Source organism: Subtercola sp. RTI3 (assembly GCF_035018625.1).
Taxonomy (GTDB): Bacteria; Actinomycetota; Actinomycetes; order Actinomycetales; family Microbacteriaceae; genus Subtercola; species Subtercola vilae.
Genome location: NZ_JASJXO010000001.1, coordinates 158,698 through 184,810, shown reverse-complemented (window position 1 = coordinate 184,810; position 26,113 = coordinate 158,698). Strand labels below are relative to the sequence as shown.

22 protein-coding genes and 1 pseudogene are annotated in these 26,113 nt (G+C 63.1%); 8 read left to right on the top strand and 15 right to left on the bottom strand.

Annotated features, from left to right (window positions below):
- Positions 1–52: 52 nt before the first annotated feature.
- Positions 53–506 (bottom strand): annotated as a pseudogene (locus QN358_RS00965) (LysE family translocator).
- 205 nt (positions 507–711) lie between these two features.
- On the opposite strand from QN358_RS00965, the gene QN358_RS00960 reads away from it, so the two are divergent.
- Positions 712–1,143, top strand: coding sequence for an Hsp20/alpha crystallin family protein (locus QN358_RS00960; RefSeq protein ID WP_323511209.1), 432 nt, complete (start codon positions 712–714; stop codon positions 1,141–1,143).
- A 113-nt stretch (positions 1,144–1,256) separates the two neighbouring features.
- Here QN358_RS00960 and QN358_RS00955 read toward each other — a convergent pair whose 3' ends face one another.
- Positions 1,257–2,264 (bottom strand): oxidoreductase, encoded by a 1,008-nt coding sequence (locus QN358_RS00955; protein WP_323511208.1) that lies wholly within the window; start codon positions 2,262–2,264, stop codon positions 1,257–1,259.
- A 391-nt stretch (positions 2,265–2,655) separates the two neighbouring features.
- Between QN358_RS00955 and QN358_RS00950 the strand changes: the two genes are divergently transcribed.
- Positions 2,656–3,207 carry a dihydrofolate reductase family protein gene (locus tag QN358_RS00950; RefSeq protein WP_323511206.1) on the top strand — a complete coding sequence of 184 codons (552 nt, stop codon included), beginning with the start codon at positions 2,656–2,658 and terminating at the stop codon, positions 3,205–3,207.
- A 68-nt stretch (positions 3,208–3,275) separates the two neighbouring features.
- Here the strand turns inward: QN358_RS00950 and QN358_RS00945 are convergent, their stop codons facing one another.
- Complete coding sequence (locus QN358_RS00945) at positions 3,276–3,947, bottom strand: response regulator transcription factor (RefSeq protein ID WP_323511204.1); 672 nt, start codon at positions 3,945–3,947, stop codon at positions 3,276–3,278.
- 119 nt (positions 3,948–4,066) lie between these two features.
- Between QN358_RS00945 and QN358_RS00940 the strand changes: the two genes are divergently transcribed.
- Both QN358_RS00940 and QN358_RS00935 read left to right on the top strand, forming a co-directional pair.
- Entirely contained in the window at positions 4,067–4,345 is a 279-nt protein-coding gene (locus QN358_RS00940) for a GlsB/YeaQ/YmgE family stress response membrane protein (RefSeq protein ID WP_136640405.1), read from the top strand.
- A gap of 65 nt (positions 4,346–4,410) precedes the next feature.
- Positions 4,411–4,668: a hypothetical protein gene (locus tag QN358_RS00935; protein ID WP_323511202.1), complete on the top strand. Its 258-nt coding sequence runs from the start codon at positions 4,411–4,413 to the stop codon at positions 4,666–4,668.
- 309 nt (positions 4,669–4,977) lie between these two features.
- On the opposite strand, the gene QN358_RS00930 is transcribed toward QN358_RS00935, so the two are convergent.
- Positions 4,978–5,604 (bottom strand): TetR/AcrR family transcriptional regulator, encoded by a 627-nt coding sequence (locus QN358_RS00930; protein ID WP_136640407.1) that lies wholly within the window; start codon positions 5,602–5,604, stop codon positions 4,978–4,980.
- Between the two features lie 86 nt (positions 5,605–5,690).
- Between QN358_RS00930 and QN358_RS00925 the strand changes: the two genes are divergently transcribed.
- Positions 5,691–6,440 carry an SDR family NAD(P)-dependent oxidoreductase gene (locus QN358_RS00925; protein ID WP_323511200.1) on the top strand — a complete coding sequence of 250 codons (750 nt, stop codon included), beginning with the start codon at positions 5,691–5,693 and terminating at the stop codon, positions 6,438–6,440.
- Here the strand turns inward: QN358_RS00925 and cydC are convergent.
- From cydC to QN358_RS00895, 6 genes are read right to left on the bottom strand one after another with little or no spacing between them, the layout of a single operon-like run.
- Positions 6,437–9,829 carry a thiol reductant ABC exporter subunit CydC gene (cydC, locus tag QN358_RS00920; RefSeq protein WP_323511198.1) on the bottom strand — a complete coding sequence of 1,131 codons (3,393 nt, stop codon included), beginning with the start codon at positions 9,827–9,829 and terminating at the stop codon, positions 6,437–6,439. The genes QN358_RS00925 and cydC overlap by 4 nt on opposite strands.
- The gene (gene cydB, locus QN358_RS00915) at positions 9,826–10,854 is read right to left on the bottom strand and encodes a cytochrome d ubiquinol oxidase subunit II (RefSeq protein ID WP_136640410.1); all 1,029 of its coding nucleotides are present in this window, start codon (positions 10,852–10,854) and stop codon (positions 9,826–9,828) included. The genes cydC and cydB overlap by 4 nt, the downstream gene beginning before the upstream one ends.
- Positions 10,855–10,876: 22 nt before the next feature.
- Positions 10,877–12,472 carry a cytochrome ubiquinol oxidase subunit I gene (locus QN358_RS00910; protein WP_323511195.1) on the bottom strand — a complete coding sequence of 532 codons (1,596 nt, stop codon included), beginning with the start codon at positions 12,470–12,472 and terminating at the stop codon, positions 10,877–10,879.
- A 4-nt stretch (positions 12,473–12,476) separates the two neighbouring features.
- Positions 12,477–15,212, bottom strand: coding sequence for a magnesium-translocating P-type ATPase (gene mgtA, locus QN358_RS00905; RefSeq protein ID WP_237280208.1), 2,736 nt, complete (start codon positions 15,210–15,212; stop codon positions 12,477–12,479).
- A gap of 5 nt (positions 15,213–15,217) precedes the next feature.
- Positions 15,218–16,126: a universal stress protein gene (locus QN358_RS00900; protein WP_161580307.1), complete on the bottom strand. Its 909-nt coding sequence runs from the start codon at positions 16,124–16,126 to the stop codon at positions 15,218–15,220.
- Between the two features lie 41 nt (positions 16,127–16,167).
- On the bottom strand, positions 16,168–17,031 hold the full coding sequence (locus tag QN358_RS00895; protein WP_136640414.1) for a universal stress protein: 864 nt from the start codon (positions 17,029–17,031) through the stop codon (positions 16,168–16,170).
- Positions 17,032–17,227: 196 nt separating this feature from the next.
- Between QN358_RS00895 and QN358_RS00890 the strand changes: the two genes are divergently transcribed.
- Together QN358_RS00890 and QN358_RS00885 are read left to right on the top strand one after the other, a co-directional pair.
- Positions 17,228–18,928 (top strand): GAF domain-containing protein, encoded by a 1,701-nt coding sequence (locus QN358_RS00890; RefSeq protein WP_136640415.1) that lies wholly within the window; start codon positions 17,228–17,230, stop codon positions 18,926–18,928.
- 3 nt (positions 18,929–18,931) lie between these two features.
- On the top strand, positions 18,932–19,570 hold the full coding sequence (locus tag QN358_RS00885) for a response regulator (protein WP_136640416.1): 639 nt from the start codon (positions 18,932–18,934) through the stop codon (positions 19,568–19,570).
- Between the two features lie 44 nt (positions 19,571–19,614).
- Here the strand turns inward: QN358_RS00885 and QN358_RS00880 are convergent, their stop codons facing one another.
- Positions 19,615–20,280, bottom strand: coding sequence for a hypothetical protein (locus QN358_RS00880; RefSeq protein WP_323511190.1), 666 nt, complete (start codon positions 20,278–20,280; stop codon positions 19,615–19,617).
- A 239-nt stretch (positions 20,281–20,519) separates the two neighbouring features.
- Here QN358_RS00880 and QN358_RS00875 point away from each other — a divergent pair, with 239 nt between their 5' ends.
- Positions 20,520–21,011 (top strand): universal stress protein, encoded by a 492-nt coding sequence (locus QN358_RS00875; protein WP_323511189.1) that lies wholly within the window; start codon positions 20,520–20,522, stop codon positions 21,009–21,011.
- 506 nt (positions 21,012–21,517) lie between these two features.
- On the opposite strand, the gene QN358_RS00870 is transcribed toward QN358_RS00875, so the two are convergent.
- From QN358_RS00870 to QN358_RS00855, 4 genes are all read right to left on the bottom strand, one after another.
- Positions 21,518–23,113 carry an aldehyde dehydrogenase family protein gene (locus QN358_RS00870; protein ID WP_323511188.1) on the bottom strand — a complete coding sequence of 532 codons (1,596 nt, stop codon included), beginning with the start codon at positions 23,111–23,113 and terminating at the stop codon, positions 21,518–21,520.
- A 69-nt stretch (positions 23,114–23,182) separates the two neighbouring features.
- Positions 23,183–24,601: an NAD(P)(+) transhydrogenase (Re/Si-specific) subunit beta gene (locus QN358_RS00865; RefSeq protein ID WP_323511187.1), complete on the bottom strand. Its 1,419-nt coding sequence runs from the start codon at positions 24,599–24,601 to the stop codon at positions 23,183–23,185.
- Positions 24,598–24,945, bottom strand: a complete 348-nt coding sequence (locus QN358_RS00860; RefSeq protein ID WP_136640422.1) for an NAD(P) transhydrogenase subunit alpha — start codon at positions 24,943–24,945, stop codon at positions 24,598–24,600. Before QN358_RS00860 ends, QN358_RS00865 begins: the two co-directional genes overlap by 4 nt.
- Positions 24,942–26,102: an NAD(P) transhydrogenase subunit alpha gene (locus QN358_RS00855; protein ID WP_136640423.1), complete on the bottom strand. Its 1,161-nt coding sequence runs from the start codon at positions 26,100–26,102 to the stop codon at positions 24,942–24,944. The genes QN358_RS00860 and QN358_RS00855 overlap by 4 nt, the downstream gene beginning before the upstream one ends.
- Positions 26,103–26,113 lie beyond the last annotated feature (11 nt).

Below are 26,113 nucleotides of genomic sequence, written 5' to 3'. Positions count from 1 at the left end.
TTTTCACGAGTACTGAGAAGCGCGTTGACAACTGGTGCGGGCTAGCGGCGCATCAGGATTTGTTTCCCGTAAGTACAAGCGTTCCGCCGAGGCCGATCATCATGGCGCCCCCGCCGGCGCTCATTCGAGCGAGACGATGGGGGTTGCGTGCAAACCAGTTGCGGGCGGTGCCTGCGGTGAAGGCCCATGCGCTGTCGCTCGCGAGGGCGATAACGAAGAAGACCAGTCCGAGGAGCGCCATCTGCAAAGGCACGGAGCCTATGTCGTAGGCAACGAACTGGGGGAGGACCGCGACGAAGAAAACGATCGACTTGGGATTCGTGGCACCCACGGTGAAGCCTTCGCGGAGTAGTCGAACCAACTCCGGCCGACACCAGTGCGACGGCGGGCAGCATGCCGATGGCGTTGCCGAGCACGCTGAGGAATCCACCCCTCCGACCAAGCGAGAGCGATCGTCCGATGACGAAGAGCACACTCGGACCAGGGATGACAATGAGTGCGGGCATCGAAGGCGACTTCCATTGCTTTGCCGCCGAAACACGTAGACCGGCTCGGTTCACTCCGGACGGTACGCGAGGGGCAGCTTTCCCGGTGCGACATAAAAGGCCCAAAAAATTTTGACTGTATGTTGCGTGCACCCGCTTTGTGGAGTTAATATCTTTCGGAAGTTGAGTCATAGGGACTCAACTACAAGGAAGGGGAATCCTCATTATGGCAATGTCTTTTGATCCTTTCAGCGAATTGGACCGCCTCACCGGCAACCTGCTCCAGTTCCGCCCCGGTCCCCGGTTCATGCCTGTGGACCTTTATCGTGACGGCGACCGGTACGTGCTGAACGCCGATCTCCCCGGGGTCGACCCGGGTTCAGTCGATGTCGACGTCGATGGTCAGCTGCTCACGATCCGAGCTCAGCGCAGCGCGGAAAGCCAGGACGGAGTGAAGTGGTTGGCCGAAGAACGACCGCACGGCACCTACCTCCGACAGTTCAGCCTGGGCGAGGGCGTCGACTCCGAGCACATCTCGGCAAGTTACGACAACGGTGTGCTCTCCGTCGTGATGCCCGTCAGCGAGAAAGCGAAGCCGCGAAAGATCCAGGTCAGCTCGGCTGAGCAGAGTGGGGATCGGAAAACCATCAGCGTCTGAGAACCGGATGCCGGTGCATGACCAGGAGATCGCCTCCGCGAGCCATATGAATACAGAAAGGAGGGGGTGCGGGCTGTGCACGCACCCCCTCCTTTGGTGCTCACGACCTGCGATCAGCGTCGGGAACGCCGCAAAGCCACTGTGAGAACAGCAGCCCCCAATACAGCGCCCGCCGTCAGCCACGAAGCTTTTTCTCTGCCCGTTGCCGCGCCACCGACAGGGACTGATTCGGTGCCAGCTGGAATCGGCGTCAAGAAGTGCACGTCCGTCAGGGTTTCAGAAAGATCCCAGAGTGCGGCGGCGGCCTGAACATTGCGAGACGCCGGTGTCGAGAACGCGGGGCGAGGGTAGCCGCGAATCTCTCCGGGTCCACTCGGGCCGTAGTAGTGGCCGCTTGCGGCATCCGGGGCGGTTGCGGCGAACAACGAAGGGAGCGCTCCTCGTGCGCTGTTCTGGCCGACGCTGGTGAGAGCGGCGATCAGCCCGCTCTGCACCGAATCGGTGTGGGTGTGCAGTGCGGTGCGGGCCAGGCCCGGATGCACCGCGATCGATCGCAGCGTGGATCCCGAGGCCTGCAGGCGTCGGTGCAGTTCGTACGAGAACATCAGATCGGCGAGTTTGGACTGCCCGTATGCTGGCCAACGCCGGTAGCTGCGGGTACGCCAGTTGGGATCGTCATAGTCGATCCGCCCGATGATGTGCGCGAGGCTCGACACCATCACGACGCGTTCGGTTATGTGCGGTAGCAGCAGGCCGGTGAGAGCGAAGTGACCCAGATAGTTCGTTCCGAGTTGAAGCTCGAATCCGTCCGCCGTGCGTTGTTCGGGAGTGGCCATCACCCCGGCGTTGTTGATCAGCACATCCACCTGGCCGGTCTGGTCTGCGAAGCTGCGGACGGAATCGAGGTCAGCGACGTCAAGTTCTCGCACTGTCACGTCACCGTTCATTTTCTTGGCCGCGGCGGCACCTTTGTCTGTGTCGCGGCACGCCAAAATGACCCGCGCACCGTGTGCGGCCAGGGCGTTAGCGGTTGCCTCGCCCAGGCCGCTGTTGGCTCCGGTGACAATGATGGTCTTTCCGGTCTGGTCAGGAATGTTCGACGTAGTCCACCGAGATGTCATGTTGCCAATCTACGCAGCGGCAGCGAATTAGCAGTCGGGTAGTAGGGGCCTTGACAGGCCGAGCCGGACGGTCGATCTGACTTTGGATACCATCGTGCACACCCGTCTCAGAGAACACCGCCGCGAGCCGACGGAACATCCACCATTCTTCTCACATCTGGACGGAACGGGCAGGGCTTGACCTGACCAAAACCCATCACAACGGCCCACCCGCAGTCGTCAGCTGCGACCACCATTCACCAGATCCAGGCGCGCCTCAGGCTGCAGGATGCTCCCGAGCACCCGCTGAGTAAGTGCATGAGCGCCGACGGATGCGGTGGTCACCCTCGCGACCCGGGATATCGTGCGACAGCGCCTGGCCGGGTAGCCTGTTTTGTACTGGAGGTAACCGATGAGAAAACTCAGTGCGGGATTGTTTCATTCGATCGACGGGGTCGTCGAAGCGCCAAACCTGTGGCAGGGCGACAGCTTCGACGCGGAGCTCGGCGACGAGATGGGCTCGCTGCTGGCGAGAGTCGATTCGGTCATCCTCGGCAGGATCGGATACCAGCAGTGGTCGGGGTACTGGCCGAACGCCGGGCCGGATGATCCATTCGCCATCTTCATCAACCCGGTACAGAAGTTCGTGGCGTCGAACACGCTTTCGGGCACTCTCGAGTGGCAGAATTCTGAATTGATCGAAGGCGATCTAGACACGTTCATCCGCCATCTGAAGAACATCGACGGCGGCGAGATCAGCCTCATGGGCGGCATCTCCCTCGTACGGCACCTGCTCTTCGCGGGTCTGCTCGACGAACTCACGCTCATAACCCATCCGGTGATTGCCGGAGCTGGGCGGCATCTCTTCACCACCAACGATCCGATCACGCCACTCGTATTACTCCGCTCAAGCACCACCAGCAAAGGAAATGTGCTCACGACCTACGGTCTGCGCAAGCACTAGCTCACATGCAGCAGAACTGCTCGTCAGTGGTGCACAAAAGTGATGTTTCGGGGCGCGTGTACCGGGCTTCAGGGCCCGCCGAGCCAGTGGTCGATGCGGTGGTGATCGGGCGTGAATCCGTGAGCGACACCCCACAGAACGGCCTGGGTGCGACTCGTCACGCGGATCTTGCGATAGATGCTCCGGATGTATGACTTCACGGTGTTAGGGCTGAGGTATGTGAGCGACGCAACGTCGGCATTGTTCTTGCCCTGCGTGATGAGCGCCAGGATCTCGGATTCGCGGTCGGTGAAACCCTCCCTCCGGCCGGGCCAGTCAAGGCCCATAGCGCTTCCGCTTCGCGGCGGCGGCGTACTGATGACGATCTCGCCTGCGTGAACCGACTCGAGGGCCGCAACCAAATCCCTGGCCGGAAGGGTTTTCGAAAGGTAACCGTGGATGCCTTGCTGCCGGGCGCTACTCAGAAGTGCGGGCTGAAAGTTCCAGGTGTAGACAACGACCCGACTTGCCCGCGGATTTCGAACCAGCGCACCAAGTTCTTGCTGGTCTGACTCGGGTTGGGCGAACGAGTCATACAGAACGATGTCGACCACGTCGTCAAGCGGGGCATTCGCATCGATCTCGCAGACCACGACACGGTCGCGACACTGGTCGAACATGTGCGCCAGGCCCGACAGAACAACGTCGTAGTCGTCCACGAGCGCGATGCGCAGGGGGGCCGGGTGTGTCGATCCACTCATGATTCGAAGGTACATCACACGGGTTCGTCAAAGACCACCCCTTGGGGTGGTCCGGTACGCCTTCTAGGCTGGTTTGCTCTTACACGTACCACCCACCTACAACCAGAAGGACAAACATCATGCTTGGTCTCATCATCAGCCTCATCGTCATCGGCCTCATCGCCGGCGCCCTCGCCAGACTCATCATCCCCGGCCGTCAGCACATGTCTGTTCTGATGACGATCGTGCTCGGCATCATCGGCTCTTTCGTCGGCGGCTTCCTCGGCTTTCTGATCTTCCAGCACGACCCGATGGACGGCTTCTTTCAGCCCGCCGGCATCATCGGCTCCGTCATCGGCGCGATCATCGTGCTTTTCATCTACACGCGCGTCGGCGGCCGCCGCGCCGTGAACCGCTGAGCGACCCGTTCGCTGAAACCCGCAGGCAATACGCCTGCACCCGACTGCAAGGGAAAGGTACAAACATGAACCTCGGATACCTCAGCAGCTACCGTCTGCCACGCGCGATCACGACGGTCTACGGTGTTGACACAGCCCAAGAACCCGCCGACCAGCTCGGCGTGACAAAAGAACCCACCGAGGCGCTGGGGGAGAAGGCCGACTCGGCTTACCAGGCCCTCAAGAGCGGCGACCACGCTCCCGCCCGTGCTCTGCTCATTGATGACCTCGGTGTCAGCGAGGGTTCGGCTGACACCGCACTGGCGAGGCTGCCCAGACTCTGACAGACGCCAGCTTGCCGCTCAGGTCGTTCTCACGCGGTAACGGATCGCGACTGTGCCTTACCGCGGACGGTAGGCTGCGCTCGCCTCGCCAGAATCGCTCCGGAAGCACCCAATCGGCGGCCCTCGTTCATACCTCTGCTGTATTCGCCGCGGTGTGAACCAGGGCCGCCGATTGCGTTTTTTCCTCCGCCGAGCAGCGGTTGGGGGGCTGGCCCAACACTTTACTTGACATAATGTGCATTATCAGCGACCCGAGCGCGCTGCCAAACCCATTTCATGACGAAGAAGAAAAGCGATCACAGCGCGATGTCACCTGAGCGTCTTCAGGTAGGCGATTGCCATGTCGACAGAAGCGCGAACCGCGTCTGAGTCGCGGCGGGTCTGGCTCAGCAGCAGTCCGCCCTGCACGCTGGCGAGAATACTCAGTGAGAGAGATTCGGCATCGATGTCGGCCCGCAACTCGCCGTGATCGCGCATCGTCTCAAGGCCCACGCGAAGCATCCGTTGCCACTCGGCGAACGATTTCGCGAGGGCCGCCCGTGCAAGCGGGTCAGACTCGGCGAGTCCGCTCGCCAATGATCCGAGCGGGCACCCGCCCACGCACTGGTTCGACTCGATTGACGCGACGATCAGGTCTCGCCACTCCTGCAGGGCAGTAAAGCTGTCGAGCCGCACGAGAATCTGCCGGTGCATGCCGAGAACCGCGTCGGTCTGGTGGTCGATCACCGCGAGGATGAGGGCGCTTTTGTCTTCGAAATAGTGGTACAGCTGCGAGGCGCTCACGCGCGCTTCGGCCTGAATGTCTTCGAGCTTCGCCGCGTCGACACCGTGCTCGAGCATCAATGAACTTGCGGCGACGACGATTCGTTCACGCGTTGCGAGGCCTTTCGCTGTGAAGGTGCGAACTGCAGGGTACTCGAGATTCGATACGGCCATGTGATGACTATATCCGTTTTGTAGTTGCCACTCCATTTTGTCTCGTCCACTCTTGCGATATCACCATCCACTGAGAGAAGAGTTTCATGACATACGACTTCACGGGCAAGACCGCCCTCGTCACCGGATCGACCAGCGGCATCGGCCGCGCCACCGCAGACAAGCTTGCCGCTGCAGGCGCCCGGCTCATCATCAGCGGGCGCGATATCACCCGTGGGCAGGCGGCTGTGGCCGCCATCCGCCAGGCCGGCGGCACCGCGGATTTCGTCGCCGTCGAACTTTCAGACGCCTCGAGCGTGCGTCAGCTCATCGCACGGGCGCTCGAACTCGGCGGCGGTCACGTCGACATCCTGGTCAATAATGCAGGCGTCTTTCCATTCGGGCCGACAGTCGACGTCACCGATGAGCAAATCGACAGTGTCGCTGCGATCAACGTGAAAGCACCGTTCCTGCTCGTTGCCGGCCTCGCTCCAGCGATGATAGCGCAGGGCTCAGGCGCAATCGTGAACATCTCGACAATGGTCGCGAACTTCGGGATGCCCGGCATGGCCCTGTACGGCTCAAGCAAGGCCGCGCTGCAACTGCTCACCAAGGCGTGGGCCGCAGAATTCGGAGGGCACGGCGTGCGAGTCAATGCGGTGAGCCCCGGGCCGACCCGCACCGAGGGAACCGCCGGCATGGGTGAGGGCCTCGATCAGCTCGCCGCCACGACTCCGGCAGGACATCCCGGCGCGGCCACCGACATAGCCGATGCGATCGTCTTTCTGGTGTCAGATTCGGCTCGTCACATCCACGGCGCCGTTCTGCCCGTCGACGGCGGGCGCCTGGCGGTTTAGCGCCCTCTTGCCGAGGATTCCAACGCTCGCGCCGGAGCCCCCAGTCGCACCCGCACATCGCCTGGCAGGGCCTCGGCGCTGTGGTGGGTGATCAGAACGACGATCTTGTCGGCGAGAGCCTGCCGTAAGTCGGCCAGCAGTGTCAGCGCGTCGTCAGAACCGAGATGGGCGGTGGGCTCGTCAAGCAGCACAACGTCGGAGCGGGCGAGCACGGCCCGCGCCACCGCCACGCGCTGACGCTGGCCCCCTGAGAGGTAGCTGCCTTCGGGGCCCAGTCGCGTGTCGAGACCGTTCGACAGCTCGGCGACCAGCGAATCGAGCCCGATTCGCCGCAGAACGGTCAGCATCTCGGCATCGCTCGGGGCGTCGCTGCGCTCCCGCGCCAGCAGCAGGTTGGCGCGCAGGGTCGAATCGAACAGATGACCCTGCTGAGGGCACCAGGTGATGTGGCGGTGCAGGTCGTCACTTTCGACCGTCGAAACGTCGGCTCCCCCGATCAGGTAGCTGCCTGCGTGCGGCAGAAGATCGCCGAGCAGAATGCTCAACAGCGTTGACTTCCCTGAACCCGAGCACCCTTCAACGACCACCCACTCCCCCGTGCGCGCCGTGAACGAGACACTCTCGAAGACGGGTTGCGGATGCCCGGGCCAGCTGGCGGCGAGCTCACGAACTTCGAGCCGCTGCACCCGGCCGAGCGGATGCGGGTTCTCGACGACGCGCGGTTCTCCGCCGCTACAGAAATCGGTGGTTCTGGCAAGTGCAGACGCGAGCGATGGCCACTGGAGTACCGCGTCGACGACAGCCGCCAACGGCTCGACAAGTGCGAGTGGGAGCAGTACCAGAACGGCGGCGATTTCGAGCGGCAGGGCGCGTGCCGCCACGCTCTGCCAGACCGCCGCCAGCATCACGATCGAGGTGGCGCTGCACGCGAGAATTGTCAGAGCATGACCGAATCCCGATACCCAGGCGATTCGCCGGGCATCCTTCGTCACCTCGGCATCGAGCCGCTGCAGGTCGGCTCGTACGGTCGTGTCGACCGAGTTCGTTGTCAGGTCGGTTGCGGCGCCGAGCATCGACGTGAAGCGGCGCAGCATGTCGCGCTGTCGGTGCCGCTGACGCTCGGTCACGTTTCGATCGGCGACGAGAACGGCGCAGGGAATCACTACGAGGCACACAATGAACAGCGCCAGAATGACGGGCAAAAACTGCCACCGAAGCAGACCGACGGCGACGAGAACGGCGACGGCGGTCATCGTGCCGACTGCCAGAGGCATCACTGCTCTGTAGCTGAGGTCGCGGATGTCGTCGGTAGCATTGACCAAGAGGTCAAGAGCCGTGCTGCCCCGAAACAGGCTGCGGGAACGCGCGCCGTTTTCGGCCAGTGCACTCCAGAGGCGCACGCGCAGGTCGGTGGCAGACCGAAAAATCGCGTCGTGACCGACAAGCCTCTCGCAGTAGCGCAGAGCCGAGCGACCGATACCGAAAAACCGTACGCCGATGATGGCGACGAGCAGGTACATCACTTCGGGTTCCTGGCTGGCTCGCACGATCAGCCAGCCCGACACAGCGGTGAGTGAGACGGCGAAGAGGGTCGAGAGGGTGCCGAGAAGAATGGAGCCGACGTAGTGGCCACGTGCGGGGCGCAAGAACCTCCAAAGTTCTCCGAGAGTTGCCGTCACGAGCGGGCGGCGCGACGGCTGGTCGGCCTGCATGGCTACCGCGTGCTGATCTGAGAGGGCGAGCTGCTCTGGGCTGCTCATGGCTGAATCGTGGTGACCGTTCTCGCCCGCGCCGTCTGTGCCGCCGCGGTGCGGTGTATCACGCAACCCGCTCGGGGAGCCCAGATGGATGACCGTGTCGGCGATGCGCGCGACGCCAGCCTCATGACTGGCCATCACAATGGTCACCCGGCCGCTGAGCCCGGCGATGAGCCGCTCGATTCGCTCGGCATTCGTTTCATCGAGATGGGCAGTGGGTTCGTCGAGCAGTACGAGGTCGGCTCCGTCATCGACCCGCAGCAGAACACGGGCGAAGGCAACCCGGCGGAGCTCCCCCGGGCTCAACTGGGCGGGGTCGACATCGGAGAACCCCGTGAGGTCGAGAGATTCCAGCACCTCGGCGACGCGCTCGGGTCGCTCGATCGCGGCGGTACCGCCATAGAGTTCGAGCTCGTGACGTACCGTCGGCAGAACGGTGTGCGGATGCTGTGTCATCCACGCAATGCGGTCGGCGTCGACGCCCGTGACGCATCCGGTGAGCTCATACTCAGGTGCTCCCGCGCCCAGCTGGCCGGCCAGCACCGCGAGAACAGTCGATTTGCCGCTGCCGCTTCGGCCGGTGAGAAGAGTTGTCGTGTTCTTCGCGATTGCGAGGGTCAGTCGGTCGAGGGTCGCGTAGTCGCGCCCCGCGAAATGCACGCTCACTTCTTCGAGTCGCAGATCGGGTCCGGGTCGACTGATGCTCAGCCGGGGGCGTCGGGCGATGAGGTCTCGGGCCGATCGAAGGGAGGAACGGCCCTCTTGTGCGGCATGGAAGGCCGCGCCCATTTCACGAAACGGAGCAAAGCACTCGGGAGCCAGTATGAGCACGAGCAGGCCGATTTCGAGGGTGAGAGTGCCGCCCATCAGCCTGAATCCGATAGTGACGGCGACCAGAGCCACCGAGATCGTCGAGATGAGTTCCAGTGCCAGCGACGATATGAATGCCGTGCGCAGCGTGCGAACAGTGGCGACGCGATACGAGTCGGACACGGCGTGCAAGGCGTCGCGCTGTTCATCGGCGCGGCCGAGGCCCACGAGAACAGGCAGCCCGCGTGCGAGCTCGACGAGATGATCAGAGAGCCGGCCCAGAGCGCGAGATGCGGCGTCGACCCTGTCGCGGGTATGCATCCCGATCAGCGCCATGAAAATGGGGACGAGTGGAAGCGTGACCACCACGATCAGTGCGCTGAGCCAGTCGGCGAACAGGATGCGTGCGCCGATCAGCAGAGGAATGACGGCGGCGTTCGTGACCGCCGGCAGCACGGTCGAATAGTAAGCGTCGACGTGGTCGAGCCCGCGGGTGGCCAGAACTGCGGCTGAGCCCACGCTGATACTCGGATCATCGAGGGCGGTGCGGGCGATGCCCTGTCGCAGTCGCTCCTTTTCGCCGACTGCGGCGCGGGATGCGGCGATGGTGCTGGCCCAGCTGGACACAGCACGCAGCACCGCACCGCCAGCGCCCCAGAGGGCCGCAGACGGCAGGTCGGCCGCGCCCGTCGCGAGGCCGCCCAGGCCCGCGGCCAGAGCACCGGCAATCATGACGAGCGAGAGTGCCCTGACCGCACTGATCAGGCCGAGCAGGTACACGATGTGCGCCTCGGCGTTGGGCTTGGTCTCTGCCACCGTCATGTGCGCACGGCATCCACCACGGTGTGCGCTGCGGGAATGTTCGTGTCGCTGATGCGCTTACGAAAGACCCAATATGTCCAGCCCTGGTAGACGAGCACCAGAGGCAGCCCGATTGCGGTGACCACCGTCATCACCGACAGCGTGTAGCTTCCGCTGGCCGCGTTGCTCGTCGTCAGTGAGAATGCGGAGTCGATGGTCGACGGCAGGAGAACGGGAAAGACGTTCGCGAAGATCGATGCCGCGCCGAGCACCAGAAAGATCGACAGGCCGAGGAACGCCTTGCCTTCGCTTCCGCGGCGAGCACTGATCCACGCCCAGCTCACGGCAACGACGGCACCCGCGATGAGAAGCAGACAAGAGAGCCTTCCGCTGGTGAACTGCACCGCGAGAACCCATCCGACAATGGGGAGCAACGCGATCGGAGCCCACCGCGTGACGAAACGGTTGGCCTTCTGCCTGACCGTGCCATCGGTTTTCAGAGCCAGGAACACGGCACCGTGCACGAGACAGAACCCCACCACGGCGAAGCCACCGAGTACCGCGTAGCCAGTGAACCAGGCGAATGCGCCGCCGACGCGGTCACCGTTCGCATTGATGGGCAGACCCGTTGTGGTGAGGGCGAGGGCGGCACCGATGCCGAACGCCACGATGAGCGATCCGACGCCGATCGAGCGATCCCAGGCCCCTGTCCACCGAACGCTGGTGCCTTTGCCGCGGTATTCGATGGCGACCGCGCGAAAGATCAACCCGACGAGCACGATGGTCAACGGAAGGTACAGCGAGGAAAACAGTGAGGCGTACCAGAGCGGGAACGCGGCGAACGTCGCAGCGCCAGCCGTGATCAACCAGACCTCGTTGCCGTCCCATACGGGGCCGATTGAGTTCAGCATGACGCGGCGCTCGGTGTCGGTTCGAGCGGTGAACAGCATGTGCATGCCGACTCCGAGGTCGAATCCTTCGAGCAGCAGGTAGCCGATCCAGAGCGCGGCGATCGCGATGAACCAGATGGTGGGTAGGGCATCCATAGCGGTGTCTCGTCTTTTCTGTCTAGTAGGCGAATGCGAGTACGTCGCCGGAGCGGTCACCGTCGGCGTCATGGCCTGGGCCCGCACCCGGGTCGCCGTCGTGATCGTGTTCGAAGAGCTCGGGGGCAGCTGCGGCGACACCACCGCGGGCATATTTGAAGAGCAGACGCACTTCGACCACGAGCAGTGCGGCGTACACCACGGTCAGAGTGATCACAGAGAACAGCAGCTCCCCCAGTGAGACTCCGGGAGAGACGGCCGCCTGGGTGAACATGAAGACACCGTCGATGCCGGTGGGGTTTGGTGCGACGACGAACGGCTGCCGGCCCATTTCTGTGAAGACCCAGCCGGCGGCGTTCGCGGCGAACGGCGCGAGGATACCGAACACAGCGAGCCGCATCAGCCACTTCGATTCGGGCACGGTGCCCTTTCGGGTCAGCCACAGCGCGACCAGAGCTGCGAATGCGGCAAGGATTCCGAAGCCGATCATCAGCCTGAATCCCCAGTACGTCACTTGCATGACGGGTACGTACTGAATGCTCTGCCCCGCCTGTGCGCCATAGACAGGACTGTCGGGAATGGTTGTGCCGTATTTCGCCTGATACTCGGGCAGCAGATCATTGACGCCCTTCACCTGGGTGTCGAACGTTCCCGTGGCCAGAAATGAGAGCAGCCCGGGAATCTCGATCACACCGACCACGTTGTCGCAGTTCTGAGTCGCCCCAACGTCTCCGATCGTCAAGACGCTGAAGCTGGTTCCGGTTTGACACGCTGCTTCGGCCGCCGCCATCTTCATCGGCTGCTGCTCGAACATGAGTTTCGCCTGCATGTCACCCGTGACAGCAACGGCCGCGAACCCGACGATGGCCACGACCGCTCCGATTCGCAACGACGTGATCCAGACCCTGTGGTCGGCCTTGTCTCGTCCGACGATCTCGCGCGCCTCACCGACGATGACGCGTTTGTCGGCGTCGACAGTGTCGATACCGTCTCTGCGTCTCTGCCAGAGGTGGTACCAGGCGATGCCGAGGAGAAAGCCGCCGGCGACGGCGAGTGAGCCGAAGATCGTGTGCGAATATGCCAGCAGGGCCGTGTTGTTGGTGAGCACAGCCCAGATATCGTTCATGACCGGGCGGCCGTTCTGCAGCGCTACGCCGACAGGATGCTGCATCCACGAGTTGGCGACGATGATGAAGAACGCTGAGACCCAGGAGCCGGCTACCGCGATCCAGAGGCAGGCGAGATGGATGCGCTTGGGCAGCCGGTTCCAGCCGAAGATCCACAGGCCGAGGAAGGTCGACTCGAAGAAGAACGCCAGAAGTCCCTCCATGGCGAGCGGCGCGCCGAACACGTCGCCGACGAATCGGGAGTATTCGCTCCACGCCATGCCGAACTGAAACTCCTGAACGAGCCCCGTAGCGACGCCGAGAATGAAGTTGATCAGGTAGAGCTTGCCCCAGAACTTCACCATGCGGAGGTACCGCTCGTTGCCGGTGCGCACCCACATGGTCTGCATGATGACGAGCGTCGGGCCGAGGCCCAGCGTCAGTGGCACGAGCAAGAAGTGGTAGACGGTTGTGATGCCGAATTGCCAGCGAGCGATGTCAAGGGCGTCCATGAGGTCAGACTCTCTCTGTCGAGGTGCGCTGCGGTGTGCCCGCCTGCGAACTGGTGTTGGTACCGTGCCCCCACTGTCTCGCAGCAGTGCTGGCGCCACTAGGGCCGAAGGTCCCAGCAGTGCTCTTCGGGGTGAAACGAGCAGACCTGCGATCGATGCGGTGCCGGTAGCCGCGAACACGCCGGTTCGGGGCAGCGGTGAGCGCCTGGGCTGGGCGGGAGAAGAACCAGTGCTTCGCGCCCTCGACCAGCACCAGATAGGCCAGCACCATCCCCACCAGGGCGAGAAAGAATGGAACGGGCAGTGGCAGAAAGCCGAGCAGACCCGATACGGGCGAATACGGAAGCCAGACGCCGACGACCACCACGCCGAGCGACGCGAGGGTCAGGGCGACGGATGGCCGGCTTCGGAAGAAGGGCACTCGTCGGGTTCTGATCGCGAAGATGATCAGGGTCTGTGTGGCGATCGACTCGATGAACCAGCCGGCCTGGAATTCGCTCTGCTGAGCGTGGAAGACGAAGATCATCAGCGCGAACGTCGCGAAGTCGAACAAGGAACTGATGGGCCCGAACAGCAACATGAAGCGTCTGATGTAGCCGATGTTCCAGTGAGCGGGAGCCTGTAGTTGTTCTGCATCCACCGTGTCGGTGGGGATAGCGAGCTGGCCCGAATCGTAGAGCAGATTGTTCAGCAGGATCTGCCCCGGAAGCATGGGCAGAAACGGGAGTACGACTGAGGCGACTGAGGCGCTGAACATGTTGCCGAAATTGCTCGAGCTGCCCATCAGCACATATTTGATGGTGTTGGCAAAGATTCGGCGCCCCTCGATGACACCATCGGCGAGAACGCCGAGGTCTTTGTCGAGAAGGAGCACGTCGGCGGCGTCTTTGGCGACGTCTGCCGCGGTCTCAACCGAGATACCGATGTCGGCCTGGTGCAGGGCCAGCGCGTCGTTCACTCCGTCTCCGAGAAACGCGACTGCCCGCCCAGTGTGCCGCAACGCTGTGATCACACGGGCTTTCTGTTCTGGTGACACCCGCGCGAATATTGTCGCAGCCGCCGCCGCGATCTTCAGGTCGGCGTCGGTCATCGCGTCGATATCGCTGCCCGTGAGAGTGCCCCCTGAGCTGAGTCCGATGTCTTCGAGCACCTTCTCTGCTACGAGAGCGTTGTCTCCGGTAGCAATTTTCACGCTCACGCCCAGCTGTCGAAGCCTCTCGAGCGAGTCGCGAGCATCAGGTTTGGGCTTGTCGAGAAAGACCAGAAACCCGGCCAGGGTAAGGCCGATCTCATCGGTGGCGCTCAGGTGCCGCACCTCCCCCGCAGCTTTCACCGCAACCGCAACAACACGCGCGCCAGCTGAGTATTGGCTGCTCAGCAGCGCTTGAGCCGATGCGGGAACATCAGTGCAGATTCGAAGAACGTCTTCGGGTGATCCCTTCGTGACGATGAGCCGCTGCCAGGGTTCCGGGCACTCGACGAGGGCGGTGGTCATGCGTCGTTCGTGGTCGAAGGGCAGCGAGTCGATTCGACGGTAGGTCTCGGGATGCACTGCCGCAGACAGTGGTGAATTCCACAGCGCCGCATCCAACGGATTCAAACCGATCGTAGAGACGGGCAGGGCGGTGAAATCGGTCTCGGTAGCCAGGAGACCGAGCTCGAGCACTCGCTCGATGGAGATCGCCTTCTCGTTCACAGCTAGCGCGGCGGTGAAACTGATCCGCCCTTCGGTGAGCGTGCCTGTCTTGTCGGTGACGAGCATGTCCATGTCGCCGAGGTCTTCGATGCACACCAGACGCTTCACCAGCACCTTGCGTTTAGCCAGAGCCCGAGAACCTGTTGCCAGGCTGGCGCTGACCACGGCGGGCAGCAGTTGAGGGGTGATGCCCACCGCTATGGCCAGCGAGAACAGCAGGGAGTCGATCACAGAGCGGTGAAGAAGCAAGTTCGCTGCGAAGATGAGGGTCGTCAAGATGACCGCCACCTCGAGCAGAAGCACCGAGAATGTGCCGAGCCCGCGCTGAAACTCGGTCTGGGGCTGCTGGGTGCCGAGCCCCACCACGATCTGTCCGAACTCGGTCGCCGGCCCGGTGGTGATGACGATACCCGTCGCGGTTCCTGACTGGATGATCGTGCCCATCAGCACGCACGAACTGAGTTCGCCCACCCCGACACCCGGCGGGCATGGAGCCGGGGCCTTTTCGACCGGCAGCGACTCACCGGTCAGAATGCCCTCATCGCACGACAGATTGCGCGAATCGAGGAGTCGGATGTCGGCGGGCACCACGGCGCCGATCGACAGTTCTACGACGTCTCCGGGCACCAGCCGGGTGACGTCGATCTCGACTGCGTGCCCGTCGCGGAGGGTGACCGCCGTGTGCCGCACCTGATCGTGCAGGGCATCCGCAGCACGTTCTGCACGAAACTCGTTCACGAACCCCAAACCGATGCTGGCCACCAGAATGACACCGATGATGAGGGAATTCGTACCCTCGCCAACAAAAACGGATACCCCCGCTGCGACGAAGAGCAGCAAGAGGATAGGGCTCTTCAGTTGGCGCCCGAGCACCCTCCATGGGTGAGCGCGGTGACTTCGCAAAGCATTTGGTCCGTCCGACCGCAGCCTGGCCTCGGCCTCCACGGCAGTGAGCCCATCTCGTGTGGAGCTGACAAGGGCGCAGGCCTCATGCGGTTCGATCGCTGCCGCAGCGCCGAGTCGTGATCGCGCCGACGTCGCCACTTCGCTCACGTGACATTTCCGACCACAATCGTCGGTGCCGGGAGGCTGGTGAGAATGCCGTGACTTGTCGAACCGAGAAGCAGCCGGCGAAGGCCGTGGTTCTGGCGGCTACCGACGACAAGCAGCGACGCTGACTGGGCCTCGCTCACCAACGCTTCTACCGTGTCTGCGTGGCACAACAGGCCGGTCACCGCCAGCGACGGAAACGCCAGACGAAGCCGGTCGACGGCAGCGTTCAGAACAGCGCGGTTACCCCGTTCCAGTTCATTGCGGGTGCGCGAGTCGATGAATGTCTCCTGCCAGATCGGAGGTTCACGCCAGACGCTGATGACGCGTAGCTCGAGCCCGAGAAGCGCCGCCTCCGACGCAGCAAACAGTGCTGCGGTCATCGCTGTCTCAGTTCCATCGACGGCAGCCATGACACCCTGCCGGGCTTGAGCGTCTGGAGCTGGAATGACAGCCACTGGGCCGTACGCGGTGCTCGCCAGAGTGATGCCCAGCGAATTGCGGGCGCGCGATCCTCCTGGCCCGGCCGGCGCACCGAAGACGAGCAAAGTTTCGGGCGCGCTGAGGCGCAGAATCTCGTCGTGCACGTTTCCGTTCGAGACATGCACGACGATGTCAAGCGCTCGGTTCGTGAATCGAATATGGTCTGCGGTCGTTTCGAGAAGTTCGGTGGCGGCACCGACTTCGGCTTGGGTGGCAGGGTGAGCGTCGTCGTTCGTCTGCGGGTCGATGACGTGCACCAGCGTCAGCGTCTGGTCGTGCGCACTCGCGTATTCGACGGCCCACGCGGCAGCGGCATCGTCGGCGCCATATTCGCCGATGCAGAGAACGGCGCTACGGTCGGCGGCCCGAGAGGCTGCCGCAGGGAGCTGCGACGCCGACGGGGTGGACTGTGCGGAGGGATTCATGCTCTGGCTCCTCGAAAAGCGATGGCGGGCGTGGGAGTTCATCAGGTGGCCGTAGCGTATGCGGGGGCATCGACAGCCATGATCGCGGTGGGCACAGCGAGGTTCATCAGCACGTCGTGCACGGTGTGGCCAAGTACTCGACCCGCTGATCCTTCGTGCTGGCTCTGCCCGAGAACCAGCAGCAGCGCTGACGCAGATGTTTCGATCAGTCCTTCCGCCGTTGGGCGACGGATGCTTCGCGTTCTGATGGTGAGGGCGGGTTCGACGGCGCGCGCGATGGCTTCGGCCGCGGCCAGCGTTTTGTCGGCACGAAGCGCTTGAAGCATCGACCGATTCGTGTGAGCCGTGAACGTCTCGTCGGCGACGTCGGGCAGAGTCCAACAGTGAACGATGCTCAGCCTGCTCCCCGTCGATGCTGCTTCTCGGGCAGCGAAGGCCAGTGCCGTCCGGTCGAGCTCAACGCCTTTGACGCCCACAACGACGCCGGTGTGCGAGCTTCTACCCGAACTGGAGGGTACGAACACGACCGGGCAGTGGGCCGCCGCGGCGAGCTGAATGAACCGCGAGCCGTAAACGCGACCCTGCACGAAGCCCGTCTTGTGGGTACCGATCACGATCGCGGCTGCGCCGCCCGAGGTCGCTTCGATCAATTCGTTGAGGGTGTCTCCGACGCGCAGTTCAGATGACACTGTGACGTGTGGAGCCGCGAGGCGTGCTGTGTGGGCATGGTCGGCCAAGCGTGCCGATGCAACCGAAACGATATGTGCGTCATGCGAGTCGGTGACCGTCATCACGTGGGTGAGCACGACTTCGGCGTTGTCGACGCCACTGTGGTCGAGCGCCCACGACGTTGCAGCCCGACTGGGTGCGGATTCGTTGATACCGACGATGATGTTGCCGCTCATGGTTACTTTCTTCTTTCACGCACGCGTGGTTGCGGTTCTGGTACCTTCCAGCGTGACCGCTGTCAGTCGCCGAGTGCAGAGGCTTTGGTCCTGACATTGCTGCCGGTCGCTGCCCCGGCCGCGCTACACTCGGGGTACCGGGGTTGGTCGTGGGCAACGAACCGCGGGGGCGTCAGCTATCCGAGGCGGTATCTGCATGACTGGTGAAGAGTTTCTCTCCTTTCCCGACGCGCAGCGCGGGCAACTCGACCAAGCCATCACCGATCTCGTTGGCAAAGCCCGAGACGTGCTCTCCACCCAGGGCAGACTTCGCGCTCTGCTCCGAGCGAATCAGGCCGTCGTCGAACAGCTCGACCTTCCGGTGGTGCTCGAGCGTATTGTCGCGGCCGCTGTCGAACTGGTGGGAGCACAGTATGGTGCTCTCGGGGTGCTGTCACCGCAGGGCGGTCTCGAACAGTTCATCAATGTGGGAATGACACCAGAAGACATTCGTGTCATCGGCCACCTACCCGAAGGCCATGGGCTGTTGGGCGCGTTGATCGATGATCCTCGACCCATTCGGTTGGAGCAGCTGTCTGCTGATTCTCGCTCCTCTGGCTTTCCGGTGGGCCACCCGCCGATGGGTAGTTTTCTGGGTGTGCCGATACGGGTGCGCTCAGAGGTGTACGGCAATCTGTACCTCTCGAACCAGGCATCCGGTTCGTTCAGCGCCGAAGATGAGCAACTCGTTACGGCGTTGGCAGCAACAGCGGGAGTGGCGATCGAGAACGCACGCCTGTTCGCCGAAACGCGGCGTCGCCAGCGCTGGTCGGCAGCATCGGCTGAGATCACGTCGGCGCTGCTGTCTTCTGATGACACCGATCTGATTTCTGTGGTGGCAAGCCGCGTTCTTCCGCTGGCCGAAGCAGACCTCGTCTTCGTGCTCGTACAGAGCGACAGGCCGGATACCCTGATTGTCGAAACGGTTGCAGGTACCGACCCGCTGGTCCACGCCGGCCAGACACACCAGATCTCGACATCGCCTCTCGGCGGCGTGCTCGAGGGCGGCCAACCTCGGTTGTTCGGCTCTGGTGAGTTGAAACTGAGATTTTCGGCAGACCTGCACGCTGGCCCGGCGATGACGATCCCGCTGTTCTCCGACGGTGTCGCCAGCGGCCTCATGGTTGTCGTCCGTACCACCGAGAGGCTCCCGTTCATCTCGAGCGACCTCGAATTGGCGGCGGATTTCGCCGGCCAGGCGAGCTTGGCGATGGAGCTGGCCCGGGCTCGCGCAGACCGTCAACGTTCGGCCCTGCTCGAAGACCGGGCGCGCATTGCACGTGACCTGCACGATCACGTGATTCAACAGATCTTCGCGACGGGCCTCGAACTGCAAAGTGTTGCGGGTGGCCTTCGTTCTCGCTCCGACTCCGATCGCATCGTTCAGTCGGTGGCCAACCTCGATTCGAGTATCGCCCAGATTCGCACCATCATCTTCGCGCTTTCTGGGCGCCCGGCCAGTTCTGAGCAGACAATGCGGCACCGGATGCTCGACCTCATCAATGAACTCGGTGCCGGTTTCATCGACACCCCGCAGGTCACTTTTGCGGGCCCGGTCGATCTGATCATCACCGACGAGTTGGCCGACGACGTCGTTGCCGTGTGCCGCGAAGCGCTGACGAACATTGCCAAGCACGCGTCAGCGACGAAGTCCAGTATGACGCTGCACGTCTTGGGTGACGAGGTGGAGCTGGTGGTGCGTGACAACGGGGTCGGCATTCCAGCTGCCGGCCGCCAGAGCGGGCTGAGAAATCTCCGAAGGCGGGCAACCGACCGCGGGGGTTCTTTCACTGTCACGTCAGCGCCGGGCGAAACCGCCCTCTTGTGGCGCGTACCCCTCCCCGAGGTAGAAGGCTGAACCGTGATTCGAGTATTTCTGTTAGACGATCATGAGTTGGTGCGACGCGGTATTGCCGCGCTTCTCAGTGCCGAGCCTGATATCGAAGTTGTCGGCGAAGCCGCAACCACGGCGCAGGCCCGCACGCGTATCGCTGCGACCCTGCCCGACATCGCAGTTCTTGACGTTCAACTGCCCGATGGCAACGGCATCGATCTGTGCCGCGACCTCCGATCGCAGCATCCCGAGCTGGGGTGCCTGATGCTGACGGCGTTCGACGACGATGACGCAATCTCGGCAGCCGTTCTGGCCGGCGCGGCAGGCTACGTGCTGAAAGACATCCGGGGCAGCGGGCTGATCGACTCGATTCGGGCGGTTGCCGCGGGCCGGGTGCTTCTCAGCCGAACAGTGACGAAACGCGTTGTGCAACGGCTGCAATCGACGGCAGAAGCTGATCCGAGGCTCGGCTCCCTGAACCCTCGCGAACGTCAGGTACTGACCCTCATTGCTGACGGGTTGACCAACCGTGAGATCGGCGTCGAGCTGTCATTGGCAGAGAAGACGGTCAAGAACTATGTGTCTGGCCTGCTCAGCAAACTCGGGCTGCAACGGCGCACCCAGGCGGCGATCTTCGACCTGCAGGCACGCACCCGCGACGCCTGAATCACAGCCTGCGGGGCTGCCCCTGACTCTCTCGAGACAGCCGATCAGACCTCTACAGGTTCGTTCTCCAAGCGGCTGTAGAACGACATCAGCGCTCTTCGATTGCTGGTGGCGCCCGATCTCACCCACGGCCGGTCGTTCATGAACGCATTCTCGGGGGTGAGAATCACAATCGCTGTCTCGGGGCCCCGCCCGCCCCATCCGGTCTGCTCACTCAAGACGGTGAAGACGCCGTTCGGCAACACTCCGTGCAGCGCCGCGATCATGGCGATGAGGCTGGGGTGGGGCTGTTCGAACAGTGCGAGCTCGACGCAGTTGCGGGCGGCCAGTGCCGCCGCCACATTTTCGGCCACCGTCTGAGGGTCGCACGACGGTGCGCTCACAATCAGGGCGGTACCGATCGGTCGCGGTGTGCTCACAACCTGCTGGCCGAGGATGACCGCGGTGCTGCTGTCGCCGACTTCGGTGAAGCTGTGCACGAAGCTCTGAAACTGGCCGGCCGCCATCTCGCCGTCGGGATTCGTGTGCAACAGCTCGGCGACTCGACAAAAGGTCGCCGCGAGATGGGAGGCAGAACTGTGCCGCCACAGCTCCTCTGCGTTTTCGTCCCACGCAAACAGGGCAGGGAACGTGTCGGCAGGGTGCGGGAGGAAGCTCGCTTTACGCAGCCTGGTCTCGCGGGTCGGGCGGAGATGTGTTGCGGTTGTCATGGTACTCACTCTCGGTCTCGCATTCAGGTGGCATAAGAGGTCAATGCACCGGATCAGGCGTGCAAGATTTCTGCCGGCGAAGCCATACTGACAAAGCCGGGTACGTCTGCGGCAGGGTCGTTGGTCCTGCACTTTCGCGCGCGCCGCTTCGCGCGCGGCTTCGTGCGTCGGTCGCACGCAGATCGTGCAGGTGACCTTGTGCCCTACCGATGACGCCGCACACCGACAAAACTCAAGACATGACGAAGACACTCGAAAATGCAGCGACACCGGCACCGAGTACCCGCACTGCGGCACGTATTCTGGTGGGAATCGACGGGTCGGAGCAGAGCATCGATGCGCTGCGCCGAGCCGTTCGTTTGGCTGGTTCGCTAGACGCGCCGGTGCATGCTGTGATCACGTGGCGTGCCCCCGTCTCTTTCGGTGGCCTCGCCAACTACGAGACCTCACCCGAGACCGACGCCACGAATTCACTGAGGCACGTGACAACCGCCGTCTTCGGCGACCGAACCCCGGAGTGGTTCACGCAGTCGGTGCTCGAGGGGGTGGCGGCCCACGTATTGGTCGCAGAAAGCGTCGGATCGCAGATGCTTGTTGTCGGTCATCACGGCCACGGCGCTCTCGCAGACCTGCCCCTCGGCTCGGTCAGTGCGGCCTGCGCCCTGCGCGCTCACTGCCCTGTGCTCATCATGCACGACGTACGTTCGGCCGGTGCAGCCGAATTCAGCTGACAACAGGCCGCGAGTGGGAGTGGAAAAAAGCTACTCTGCCGCAATTGTCAACCGGGTGAATGTGGAATCGCTCCTGTCTATCGTTTTGTCAGTGGAGATCGTGAATGCGCGGGAGGCGCTCTGGGCACAGTTGTCAGAGTGCATCGACGCATGCGCCATTGCTTCTGAAGCTGCAACAGACTGTGCAGATGAGTGTGTACGGTTCGATTGCGACGCTGGTTCCAGGAGTGTCTTTCTGCTCACCTTGGACTGCATGGCAATCTGCGATGCGGTTGCTACGTCTCTTCAGCACTTCACCGGCGCGTATCCTGACGTCACCCGTGCGATCGTCACAGGGTGCCGAAGCGTAGTAGAGACCTGCGTCTGGGCGGGTCTGAACGCGCATCGGCCGGGCGCCGGTCATCTCTTCTGGATCGCATCCTGCGCCCGAGTCGAGCGGGCATGCTCGAAGCTGCTCCAGGCGCTCGACACTCGGTTCGAGTCGACCTGAAGCCGTCTTCTGCGACTCAAACGAAGAAGCCGAGGGGTTCGGGGTCGTGGTTGTCGAGCACGTTCTTCACCTCTTGATAGTTGCGCAGGGTCTGCTGGTCGGTTTCCCGCCCGTACCCTGACTGCTTGTACCCGCCGAAACCGGCACCCGCGGGGTACTGGTGGTACGTATTCACCCACACACGACCGGCGCGGATGTCCTGGCTGGCCTTGAACGTGATGTCGGTGTCTCGGCTCCACACCCCGGAGCCGAGCCCGTAGATGGTGTCGTTGGCGATCTGGATCGCGTCGTCGTAGTCGGCGAACGGAGCCACCGTGACGACAGGGCCGAAGATCTCCTCCTGAAAGACACGCATGCCGTTCGAGCCCTGAAAGACGGTCGGTTCGACGAAGTAGCCGCCGGCCAGGTCGCCGCCGAGTTCAGCCCGAGCTCCCCCGGCGAGCACTCTGCAGCCCTCCTGCGGCCCGAGGGCGAGGTAGCCCGAGATCTTCTGAAGTTGATCAGCGCTGTTCTGCGGGCCCATCTCGGTTTCGGTGTCGAGCGGGTTGCCCACCTTGATTCTCTTCACTCGCGAGACCGCATCGTCGAGGAATCCGTTCGTCATGAGGTCTTCCTGCAGCAGCGCACGCGACGGGCAGGAGCAGATCTCGCCCTTGTTCAGCGCGAACATCGTAAAACCTTCAATGGCTTTGCGGTAGTAGTCGTCGTGCTCGCGAGCAACGTCGTTGAAGAACAGGTTGGGGGATTTTCCACCGAGCTCCATTGTCGACGGGATGATGTTCTTGATCGCGTACTGCATGATCTGCCGGCCCGTCTCGGTCGATCCCGTGAATGCGACCTTGCCCACACCTTCGTGTTCGACGAGGTGCTGGCCGAGAAGTGAACCGCTGCCGTTCACGACATTGATGGTGCCCGGGGGCAGCAGATCCTGAATCAACTCCATCACGTACAGAATCGAGATCGGCGTGGCGCTCGCAGGCTTCAGAACAACGGTGTTGCCGGCCGCGAGGGCAGGGGCGAGTTTCCATGCGGCCATCAGAATGGGAAAGTTCCAGGGGATGATCTGGGCCACGACGCCGATCGGCTCGTAGAAATGGTACGAGACGAGGTTGTTCGAGAGCTTCTTGATGGTGCCCTCCTGCGTGCGGATGGCGGCTGCGAAATATCGAAAATGATCGATGGCGAGCGGGATGTCGGCGGCGAGGGTCTCTCTGACCGGTTTGCCGTTCTCCCACGATTCCATTACGGCGATATCTTCGAGATGCTGCTCGAGCCGGTCGGCGATCGCGTTCAGCACGGCTGCGCGTTCGGCCGTGGTCGTAACCGACCAGGTGCTGAACGCGCGCTGGGCAGACCAGACGGCGAGGTCGACGTCAGCGTGACCCGAATGTGTGTACTCGGCGATCGGCAATCCTGTCGCCGGGGCGAGATCTTCGGCGTACTCGCCAGAGATCGGCTTGACCCAGTCGCCGCCGATGAAATTCTCGTACCTGCTCTTCAGCGGCACAATGCTGCCAGCGCTGCCCGGCCGGGTGTACGTCGTGCCGATTTTGCCGAGCTGACGGTTGTCGGATTCTGTACTGCTCGTGTTCGGTTCTGCGACGAGTGTCATGGTTCTCTTCTTTCTTTTTCTGGTTCGGGTTCGAGTGCGGCGGCGCGGCCGCAGGTCGCGGCGGCACAGTCAGGTGGTGACGTACTGCTTCACCGCGAGGGTGATGTCGCCCAGCGCCTTCTTGGCGTCGTCGAACAGCATTCCGGTCTGCGGTGCTGAGAACAGTTCATTCGGGATGCCGGCGTAGCCGGGACTCATCGACCGTTTGACGACGACCACCGAGGTGGCGTGGTCGACGTCGAGAATCGGCATCCCTGAGACAGCGTTGCCGGGGCGGCGAGCGGCCGGATTGGTGACGTCGTTCGCGCCGACGACGAGCGCCACATCGCAGGTGTCGAAGGCCGGGTTGGCCTCTTCGAGCTGCAGCATCTGGCTGTACGGTACGTTCGCCTCGGCAAGGAGCACATTCATGTGCCCGGGCATCCGGCCAGCAACAGGGTGAATGGCGTACTTGACATCGATGCCGTGGTCAGTCAGTAGTTTTGCGAGTCCGGCGACCTCGTGTTGGGCCTGGGACGCTGCGAGCCCGAAGCCGGGAACAATGATCACGTGGCGGGCGTAGGCCAGCTGCAACCCGACGTCGTCTGCCGTCACTTCACGAACGTTGGCCGTGACGGTGGCGCCCAGCGCCACCGAACCGCTGTCGCCGGTTCCAAAGCCGCCGAGCATGATGGTGAGCACCGATCGGTTCATCGCTTTGGCCATCTGGAGGGTGAGAATCGTGCCCGCAGCTCCCACCAGCGCACCGGCAATGATCATCGACTGGTTGTCGATCACAAAACCCGCCATCGCCACAGCGAGGCCGGTGAAAGCGTTCAGGAGCGAAACGACAACAGGAGCATCCGCGCCACCGATCGGCAGCACCATCAACACGCCGAACAGAAGCGACGCGACGAGAACGACGAGAAGCATCGGCCACGACGTCGGCTGCGCGATCATCGCTCCCCCGGCGCCCAGTGCGACGAGCACAACTACGACATTCACAACGCGGGCGCCGGGAAATTGGATCGGCTGGCCCGGGATGACGCCCTGCAGTTTACCGGCAGCGATCAGTGAGCCAGAGAGACTGACAGAGCCGATGATGACATCGAGCACCACCGGAACGCTCGTGCTGGGTGTGAGGCCGGCCGACACGTCTCGGCCGAGGAAGTCGGCGAACGCGATCGCCGCTGCGGCCCCGCCGCCCACGGCATTGAAGAGGCTGACGAGTTGCGGAATGTCGGTCATCTTCACCGACCGGGAGCGCACGACGCCGAACGTGCCGCCCACGATCACGCCTGATGTCAAGGCGATCCAGCCCAGAGAGTGCGAGTGAGAGAGCGTGATGGCGTACACGAGGGTCGCGCCGACCGCCGTGATCATGCCGCCGGCCGAAATGAGGTTGCCGCGCCGGGCTGTTCGAGGGGTGCGCATGAGATGCAGCCCGACGACGAAGAACACCGCGGCTGCCAGGTAGACCACGCCGATGATGAAAGCGAGCAGAGTCATGAGGTCTTCCCAGACATCGTTGTTGCAGGTGTGGTTGCTGCCACTGGTGTCGATGGCCGTGCGGCAGCGGGAGTGAACATGCGAAGCATGCGGTCGGTGACGACGTACCCACCGAAGACGTTCGCCGAAGCGAAAAGTGCCGCGATGAAGGTGAGGATGTACCCGGCCGGGGTGTCGGCCGCCGCCGCGACAGCGACCGCTCCGGCGATCACGACGCCGTGAATGGCATTCGCACCCGACATCATCGGTGTGTGCAGAGTCGAAGGAATCTTGCTGATCACTTCGAACCCGACGAGCAGGCTGAGTACGAAGATGGCCAGATTGCTGAACAGGGTCTCGGTCATGCGTTCAGGCTCTCCTCGAGTCGACGGGCGTGAAGCTGTGCGTTGACGACCTCGCCGTTGTGGCAGATCAGCACGGCGGTATGGATGTCATTGGTGAGGTCGACCTGCAGCTGGTTGTCGGTGGTGAACGATTCGAGCAGGGCGTGGATGTTGCGGGCGTACATTGCCGATGCAGAAGTGGGCAGCTCTGCTGCCAGATCACCGGCGCCGATGATGCTCACTCCCCCGGCAGTGACAACCGTTTTTCGATCGACTGACCCAGAGACGTTGCCGCCGAGATCGCTTGCGGCCAGGTCGACGCAGACCGAGCCGGGTTTCAGGGCCGTGAGGGTTTCTGCCGACACAAGGAGCGGCGGTGTGCGACCGGGCACTTTCGCTGTGGTGATGATGATGTCGAATGTGACCAATTCGCGAGCGAGTTCTGTTTGCTGCAGTTCGTGTTCCTCGGGCGAGAGCGCCCGTGCGTAGCCACCGGCAGCGGCGCCCTCGGCGATACTCGAGGTCAGGAAGCGGGCCCCGAGCGACTCGACCTCACCGCGGGAGGCGGGTCTGACGTCGTATCCCGTGACGACAGCGCCAAGGCGCCTGGACGTAGCGATTGCCTGAAGGCCCGCGACGCCGGTGCCGATGACGATCAGGTTCGCCGGTCGAGCGGTGCCCGAGGCGGTGATCATCATCGGTAGGTACCTGCCGAAGCTGTCGGCCGCCACGACGGCCGCTTTGTAGCCGGCAGCGCTCGCTTGCGAGCTGAGCGCATCCATCGACTGAGCGCGGCTGAGGGTTCGGGGTAACAACTCGAACGCGGCCGCCGTCACACCAGTCTGGGTGAGCGCCGCGACCAGCACAGGGTCGTTCAGAGGGTCGAGGAGGCCGATCAGAAACTGGCCCGCCCTCAGCAGAGCAATGGTGTCGGCGCCGGGGGCATGAACAACGGCGAGTACATCGCACTGATCGATGATCTCGCTGCGCGTGGCTAGAGACGCGCTGGCCTGTTGATAGGCGCTGTCAGGAAAACGGGCTTCCTCTCCGGCGCCGAACTCGATCAGCACGTCGTGGTCTGCCGCCGTCAGGCGTGCAACCGTCTCAGGGTCAAGAGCGACCCGTCGTTCGCCGGCCGCCGTCTCTCTGACAACGCCGATCGTGATCTGTTTCTTCATACTGCTGAGAC